Raw genomic sequence first — 7878 nt, 5'->3', positions numbered from 1 at the left:
CGAGCCGCGCCTGACCGTCATGGTCGACCACCTGCTCTGGTGGGCCGACGCCCTCCGAGCCGCCCGCGAAGCCTGACGGTTCAAGATTTCGGGGGTCGTGGCCCGGTGAACGGACGAGGAACGACCGTGAATCTCGCTGCGCGACGAGGCGCTCGTCCGACCGTCCGACGTCGTCGGCAGGTCGAGTAGCGGGGACGGGACCAGGGCACCGTCCGGATGGGGCCGGTCGACGACGGAACGTCGGTCTGTGATGTCCGCGGCCGGGTTTGGGGTACGTCGAACATCTTCGTTGCGGGCAACGGGGTGATTCCGACCGCCACCGCGTGCAACCCCACATTGACCGCGGTTGCGCTCGCAACGCGGATTGGTGCTGCGGCTGCACAAGCGAGCGGGCCCGAGCGAACCGGGCCGTCACACCGTTGACGCTCGGCGTCGTCGCGGCCGTGCGGGCCACCACGGGATACTGTGCGCCCGGATGTGTTCGTAGGCCCCGGTCGAGACGGCTGCGGCGCCTGCAGGGACGCCTTGTCCTTCGGCGTTCTCGGCGGCGGTCGCGGTGATCGGCCGCTCGACGGTGGCCCGGCACGAGCGTACGTTGGCTCGAGCGGCGGCCTCGGTCGGTTGTGGCCGTATCGCGGTTCCGGGCATCCGCACTGCGGCCCGTGCCCGGCCTGCCGTTCTCGCGCGTGGCCTGGCCACTCCCGAGCAGACGGACGTGATCGAGAAGGAGCTGGCGGGCGCGCTGCCGGACGAGGCGGGTGGAGAGGAAGCACGGTGACTCGGCTTTTCAATGAACCCGCAACCTTCACCGAGGACGCCCTCGCCGGCTTCATCGATCTGTATGCGGACCTTGTGCTGGGCGTGCCAGGAGGAGTGGTGCGCGCGACCGAGACCCGTGAGGGGAAGGTCGCCGTGGTGATCGGCGGCGGTTCGGGGCACTATCCCGCCTTCTGCGGGGTGGTTGGTGTGGGGTTCGCTGACGGTGCGGTGGTCGGCAACGTCTTCACCTCGCCTGCTGCAAGGGACGTGCTCTCGGTGGCGCGAGCCGCCTCGGGGGGCGCCGGCATTCTCTTCAGCTATGGCAACTACGCGGGCGATGTGATGAACTTCGGCCTCGCGGAGCAGCGCTTGCGGCGCGAGGGACTGGACGTCCGTACCGTGCTGGTGACCGACGACATCGCCAGCGCAGGGCCGCACGAGATGCAGAAGCGGCGGGGCATCGCCGGGGACTTCGTCGTGTTCAAGCTGGCCGGGGCGGCTGCGGAGGCGGGCTACGACCTCGACGGGGTGGAACGTGTCGCGGCCCACGGCAACGCCCGGACGAAGACGCTCGGCGTGGCCTTCGCCGGCTGCACCCTCCCAGGGTGGGCGGCACCGCTGTTCGAGGTGCCGCCCGGACGGATGGCGGTCGGCCTCGGGATTCATGGGGAGCCGGGAATCGCCGAGGAATCGCTGCCGACCGCCGACGAGCTCGCGGAGCGCCTCGTGTCCGCGCTGGTGGCGGAGGCGCCGGCGGACGCGGGATCGCGCGTCGCGGCGATCTTGAACGGCCTCGGCACGACGAAGTACGAGGAACTCTTCGCCGTCTGGCTGGGCGTCTCCCGTCGCCTCGAGGTATCGGGATACGAGGTCGTCGCACCTGAGGTCGGCGAATTGGTGACAAGTCTGGATATGGCCGGCTGTTCCCTGACCCTGCTGTTCCTGGACGACGAACTGGAGGAGCTCTGGACGGCTCCTGCCATCACCCCGGCCTTCCGTCGCGGTTCTGACGGCAACGCCGGGGGCAGCGCGAAGCGCAGACGGCCGGTCGAGATCACGAGCCCTGACGCCTCCGAGGGCGCAGTCGACGCGAGCGAGCAGTCTCGGGCCGTCGCTCGCACGATCGCCCGAGCGCTGCACGCCATCGCCGCCACCATGGGTGAGCATGAGGACGAGCTCGGCCGGCTCGACAGTGTCGCCGGAGATGGCGACCACGGGCGCGGCATGGTCCGGGGATCGGCTTCTGCAGCCGCCTCGAGCGCGATGGCCGTCGCCGCTCGCGCAGGGAGCGCCACGTTGCTGCGTCGGGCGGGCGACGAGTGGGGGGCAGCGGCCGGCGGGACCTCGGGCGCGCTCTGGGGCGCCGCCCTCGCCGCCGTCGGGAAGGGCCTGGGCGATCAGGGGGACATCAGGTCGGGCGACGTCGTTGCCGCGCTGGCGGCAGGGGTGAAGGCCGTCCAGACGCTGGGGAAGGCCGAGTTCGGGGACAAGACGATGCTGGATGCGATGCTTCCGTTCGTCGACGAGCTCAGGGCCAGGAGCGCCGCCGCGTCGTTGTCAGACGCATGGCGGTCCGCGGCGGCCGCGGCAGTGGCGGCCGCGCAGCGGACCGCAGACCTGTCGCCCCGGGTCGGCCGCGCTCGCCCGCTCGCTCACCGCAGCGTGGGAACCCCCGACCCGGGGGCCGTCTCGTTCGGACTGGCCATGGAGGCGGTCGGCCGGGTCCTAAGCGAGCACCAGGAGAAGTGAGGAGACAGAGATGACCGAAGGACTCCGTTTGGTCGTCGGATCCGACGATGCGGGCCTGCAGTACAAGGACGCGCTCAAGGCGGACCTGGCACGCGATGACAGGGTTGCCTCCGTGGTCGACGTCGGTGTGCGCGCCGACGACACCACCGCCTATCCGGACATCGCGATTCGCGCAGCGGAGCTCGTGGCCCGTGGCGAAGCAGATAGGGCCCTGCTCGTCTGCGGCACCGGCCTCGGCGTGGCCATCAGCGCGAACAAGGTCGAGGGCATCCGCGCTGTCACCGCCCACGACAGCTACTCGGTGGAGCGATCGGTGCTCAGCAACGACGCTCAGGTGCTCTGCTTCGGGCAGCGGGTGGTGGGTCTGGAACTCGCTCGGCGCCTCGCGCGGGAGTGGCTCGGCTACCGCTTCGATCCGGCGTCGGCCTCGGCCGAGAAAGTTGCTCGCATCAGCAGGTACGAGGAGGAAGGCGGGGCCGGTGGAGAGAACTGATACTCGACCGCGACCCCACGGCGCCGGGGTGGACCGGCCATATCTCGGTCGAGAAGTCGGGGATCGTTCGAACCTCGAGGAATGTGATGGCGGCGCTGTCCCACGGGACGGGGGCGAGCGGCGATGAAGCACGGGTCTCGCCCGTCGTCGAGTCGCTCTCATCGGGAACGCCGGTGGACCGTCCGCGGGGGTCGGCGATGACGCGATTTACGATTCTCGGGGCGGGCGCCATGGGCTCCGCCTTGGCGACGCCGCTGCGGGAGCGCGGGCATGAGGTGCACCTCTGGGGCACATGGTTGGACGACCATCTGCTCGACGCCGTGGCGGCCGAGAAGCCCCACCCGCGAACCGGGATCCGTGTTCCGGATGGGGTCCGCCTGTTCCGTTCCGACGATCTGGATGGCGCGCTCGACGGTGCAGACATCGCTGTACTGGCGACATCGTCGGAGGGTGTGGCGCCAGTGGTCTCCTTGGCGTCGAGGGCACTCGATTCTGTGGACGTCCTTGCCGTCACAAGCAAGGGTTTGTTGAGGGATGAGTCCGGAGCAGTGCGGATCCTGCCCTCCTTCATCGCCGACCTATTCGCCACTCGTGGACTGAAGGCGCCGGCGATCGTCGCCGTAGGAGGTCCGTGTAAGGCGAACGAGGTCGCTGCCGGCCGACCGACCGCCAGCGTTTACGGCTCGGCAGACGAGGACACGGCGCGCGCTGTTGGTCGCCTCGTCCAGACCGACAACTACAGGATCGAGCCGACCGCGGATGTCATCGGCCTTGAGGTGTCAGCACCGCTGAAGAACGTGTACGCGATCGCCCTTGGCTACATGGACGGGCTCGCCGAGGCGACTTCCGAACCCTGGCACGACCTGAAGTCGGCGGTATTCGCGCAAGCGGTGCTGGAGATGGCGGCGATGTCCGAAGCCATGGGGGGATCCGCGCGCACCGTGTTCGGGCTCGCGGGAACCGGTGATCTCCAGGTGACTGCTCTGTCCGGCAGAAATAGGATCTACGGGGCCCGGATTGGTTCGGGTCAGACCGCGTCGCAAGCACTGGAAGCCATGCGCGTTCAGGAGCAAACCGTCGAGGGAGCCGCGGCCATCGGCACGGCTGTAGCGCTGGCGGCCCAACTGGTTCCCGACCCGACTTCCCGCTTCCCCCTCCTACACGCAATCCAGGCCGTATTGGAGGGTCGGGTCGATCCGCTGCGCGAGCTCGTGTCGGCTTCCCTCCCTGAGAGGATCCCGCATGAGTGAGCCATACGTGATCGGGGTCGACTGCTCCACGACGGCCGTGAAGGCGATCGCCTTCGATGCCGACGGCCAGCCCCTCGCTGAAGGTCGAGCTTTGCTCGCGCGCGCTGCTCCGAGCCCCGGTTGGGCAGAGCAGTCGGCAGTCGACTGGTGGGAGGCGACCTGCACGGCGCTTCGAAGCCTGACGTCGAGCCTGACGGACCTGCGAGCCGGCCCCCCGCAAGGGATTGCGATCACCCACCAGCGGGAAAGCTTTGTCTGCTTGGACGGATCCGGAAAGGAAGTGCGACCTGCAATCCTGTGGCTGGACACTCGCGCAGGTGACCAGATCGCACGGTTCGGAACGCCGGAGATCCACGCGATCTCCGGCAAGCCGCCGAGCACCACGCCGAGTCTGTACAAGCTGATCTGGCTCGGCGAGAACGAACCAGAGACGCTCGCCGCGACTGCGATGGTGGCCGACACCCACGCCTACCTCGTGTGGCGGTTGACCGGAAGGTGGGCGACATCGGCCGCCAGCGCTGACCCGATGTCACTGCTCGACATGTCGTCCTTCACCTGGTCGGATCGGCTGCTCGACTTAGCCGGTCTGTCCTCCGGCCGCGTGCCCGACCTGGTAGCCCCGGGCTCAGTCATGTCGACCGTCTCGCCAGAGGCGAGCGCACAGACCGGTCTTCCTGTCGGGCTGCCCGTGGTCGCCGGCGGCGGGGACGGACAGTGCGCCGGCCTGGGCGCCGCCGCACTCGAACCTAACCACGCGTACCTCAGCCTGGGAACATCACTCACAATCGGCGTTCAAAGCGGGGAGTACAGCGTTTCGCCCAACTACCGGACCCTTGCCTCACCCGTCGCCGGCTCGTACACATTGGAAGCCCTGGTCGCTTCTGGAATGCTCTCGCTCGCCTGGCTGCGTGAGCAGGTGCGCGGTCTACCCGACTCTGTTGAGGGCGTCGAGACGCTGACCCGCATGGCTCGGACATCGAGACCCGGCTCGAGGGGCCTGCTATTCCTGCCGTACCTCACAAGCGCGGAGACACCGTACTGGGACTCCACCGCGCGGGCGGCCTTCGTCGGCCTCGGCGACTACCACGATCTCGGCGACATGGCTCACGCGGTCTATGAAGGCCTCGCGCTGGAGAGCAGGCTGCTCCTCGACGCCATCGAGACCGAGCGTGGAACCCCGATCACCCGCGTCACGGCAATGGGCGGAGGGTCACGCTCGTCGACCCTTCTGAGCATCTTCGCCGACGTTCTCGCCCGCGATATATCCGTCGCGTCGGAGGTCGAGACCGCGGCGCTCGGGGCCGCGATGCTCGCCGCCTTCGGCGTCGGCCTGGCCGGTCAGGGCGACCTGAGAGAGATCGCGGCTCGCATGAGCCGCACGGTCGAGACGGTGGCACCAGGAGTCGAGAATCAACAGTTGTACGGCGACCTCTTCGCCGTCTACCGGACCATTTACCCGAATCTTCGGGATGCCTTCGCCAGCCTGGCTGCGTTTCGCTAGTGGCGCTTCTCGGCCGGTGTGGCACTAGGGCCGGCTCGGCTTCGATGCCTGGGTACCTCGAGCAAGTGTGTCCAAACTGCGTCCACGGCGCGCCCGTAGGCGACGATCCGGTGGTCGCTGGCATGGCGTCCTGGCGCGACTACTTCCGTGCCGTCAGGTAGGTACCTCGAGAACCGGCGCACAACTCGACCCGATCTGTTCGTTGAATCCGAGCCACACCGAGGAGCGGGCGCTCGTCCCGTCTTGAGACGGACCGAGGCGAAGGGGTCGATGAGCGGCCGGCTTTCTAGTTGTACTTGCCGGTCAAGCTGTGAGCGAGGAAACGAAGCAGACGCGCTGTTCGATCGGGGTCGTCGGTGGCCAAAGAGATGCCGTGAAGTGTGGTGAGCAGATCGAAGGCATCGATCTCCACGGCTGCCCCGTCCTCGCGCGCGGCGCGCAGAAGTCGCTCCGCCGCGGCGGTCGTCTCAGCGCGCAGGTCGAGGAACGGGTTCTCTCCGGAGCTCATCACCGAGCGGAAGACCTCGGCCATGCCCCTCTTGGAGTGCATGAACTCGAGGAACTCGACCAGCCAGCCTTCGAGCGCTAAGCGGGGCTCATGCGATGCGAGCAACTCGTCCCCTCGCTCGGCGATGCGGACGATCTCGGCGCGGTGAACGGCGACGAAGAGCGCGTCCCGTGTCGGAAAGTGCCGGTAGAGCGTGCCGATGCCCACCCCCGCCTCACGAGCGATGTCCTCCAGTGACGTCGCCGGCCCACGCTCAGCGAACGCGCCCGTCGCCGCCGTGAGGATCTGCTCCCTGTTGCGGCGCGCGTCGGCACGCAGAGGACGGTCGGCCACTTCACTCCTGATCCACCCGAGTTATATGGAGGCGCCTCCGGTATATTCGGAGGTGCCTCCGCATGGGAGGTTACGTCACTACCTGAAGGAGAACCTCAATGAGCATCTCGGCCTTCGGATGGGAGACCGCGGCGCTGGAGGCGATCGCCGGGATCGACCTGCACGGCATCTCTGCCCTGGTCACCGGCGGCACCTCCGGCATCGGCGCGGAGACCGCGCGCGTCCTCGCCGGCGCCGGCGCTCGCGTCACCATCACCGGTCGCAATCTTGAAGCCGGTCGTGCCGTGGCTGCCCGGATCGCCGAGGAGCACCGGGACGCGGCTGTGGAGGTGGCTGGCCTCGAGTTGTCGGACCCGGCGTCTGTCGCTGCGTTCGCGAGCCAGTGGGCCGGCCCGCTGCACCTGCTGGTGAACAACGCTGGCATCATGGCGTTGCCCGAGCGGGCCCTGAGTGAGGGTGGCCACGAGCTGCAGTTCGCTACCAACCACCTCGGCCATTTCGTCCTTGGGACGGGGCTGCGCGCGGCACTGGCTGCGGGTGCGGCGGAGGCCGCAGCCGGTGTGCTTGGTGGGGCACGCGTCGTCTCCCTCAGTTCGCGCGGTCACCTGCGGGCCGGAATCGACTTCGACGACATCGACTTCAACGTTCGAACCTATGACCCGCTGATCGCCTATGGCCAGTCCAAGACCGCCAACGTGCTCTTCGCCGTGGAGGCGGCCCGGCGCTGGGCAGCCGATGGGATCACCGCCAACGCCGTCCACCCCGGCGCGATCCTAGATACCGGCCTGTCCCGGCATATGCCGCCGCAGACCCTCACCGGCATTCAGGCCACCAATACGCAGAGCTTCAAGACTGTCGGCCAGGGCGCCGCGACCAGCATCGTCGTCGCCACCTCGCCCGCGCTGAGTGGAGTAGCGGGTCGCTACTTCGAGGACTGCCAGGAGTCCGAGGTCATCCCCGAGGGAACGCCAGACATCGCGTCCCACGCCCGCGGGGTCGCCTGGTACGCCCTCGACGCCGATGATGCGAACCGGCTGTGGGAGCTCTCAACTCGACTCGTTGCCGCCGCCTGACGAGTCCCTGCCCGACGGTGCTCTACGCGAGCGCGATCAACTGCCGGTGCTGCTCCAGCGCGTGCCGAGCGACGAGCAGCTCCGGGCGCAGGACATGGTCGATGTCATCGAGTTCCTCGCTGCCACCGGATGCCGAGTGGGGGAGGCGTGCGGGCTGCAGTGGGACGCGGTCGACCTCGACGCCGGCACTACCACCATCCGCGCGAACGCCG

At 68.5% G+C, this 7878-nt stretch carries 7 protein-coding genes and 1 pseudogene; 7 read left to right on the top strand and 1 reads right to left on the bottom strand.

Annotation, left to right across the window (positions count from 1 at the left end; genetic code table 11):
- Window positions 1–201: 201 nt before the first annotated feature.
- The 5 genes and pseudogenes from JWQ92_RS12755 to JWQ92_RS12735 all read left to right on the top strand — a co-directional run.
- Window positions 202–423 (top strand): annotated as a pseudogene (locus JWQ92_RS12755) (GMC oxidoreductase); the annotation flags it as partial.
- Between the two features lie 351 nt (window positions 424–774).
- Window positions 775–2508: a dihydroxyacetone kinase family protein gene (locus tag JWQ92_RS12750; RefSeq protein WP_297344836.1), complete on the top strand. Its 1734-nt coding sequence runs from the start codon at window positions 775–777 to the stop codon at window positions 2506–2508.
- Between the two features lie 10 nt (window positions 2509–2518).
- Complete coding sequence (locus JWQ92_RS12745) at window positions 2519–3001, top strand: ribose-5-phosphate isomerase (RefSeq protein ID WP_297344835.1); 483 nt, start codon at window positions 2519–2521, stop codon at window positions 2999–3001.
- Between the two features lie 86 nt (window positions 3002–3087).
- Window positions 3088–4251 (top strand): hypothetical protein, encoded by a 1164-nt coding sequence (locus tag JWQ92_RS12740; RefSeq protein WP_297344834.1) that lies wholly within the window; start codon window positions 3088–3090, stop codon window positions 4249–4251.
- Window positions 4244–5752 (top strand): FGGY family carbohydrate kinase, encoded by a 1509-nt coding sequence (locus JWQ92_RS12735; protein WP_297344833.1) that lies wholly within the window; start codon window positions 4244–4246, stop codon window positions 5750–5752. Before JWQ92_RS12740 ends, JWQ92_RS12735 begins: the two co-directional genes overlap by 8 nt.
- A 286-nt stretch (window positions 5753–6038) precedes the next feature.
- On the opposite strand, the gene JWQ92_RS12730 is transcribed toward JWQ92_RS12735, so the two are convergent.
- Window positions 6039–6593, bottom strand: a complete 555-nt coding sequence (locus JWQ92_RS12730; RefSeq protein ID WP_297344832.1) for a TetR/AcrR family transcriptional regulator — start codon at window positions 6591–6593, stop codon at window positions 6039–6041.
- 98 nt (window positions 6594–6691) lie between these two features.
- Between JWQ92_RS12730 and JWQ92_RS12725 the strand changes: the two genes are divergently transcribed.
- Together JWQ92_RS12725 and JWQ92_RS16935 are read left to right on the top strand one after the other, a co-directional pair.
- On the top strand, window positions 6692–7666 hold the full coding sequence (locus JWQ92_RS12725; protein ID WP_297344831.1) for an SDR family NAD(P)-dependent oxidoreductase: 975 nt from the start codon (window positions 6692–6694) through the stop codon (window positions 7664–7666).
- Window positions 7614–7878, top strand: a 265-nt coding sequence (locus JWQ92_RS16935; RefSeq protein WP_367276737.1) for a tyrosine-type recombinase/integrase, incomplete at its 3' end; no start/stop codon positions are given. The genes JWQ92_RS12725 and JWQ92_RS16935, both read left to right, overlap by 53 nt.

Source organism: Amnibacterium sp. (assembly GCF_025463795.1).
In the GTDB taxonomy this organism is placed as follows: Bacteria; Actinomycetota; Actinomycetes; order Actinomycetales; family Microbacteriaceae; genus Amnibacterium.
Note: the sequence above shows the minus strand (reverse complement) of the source record. Positions and strands in the feature narration are given on the sequence as shown.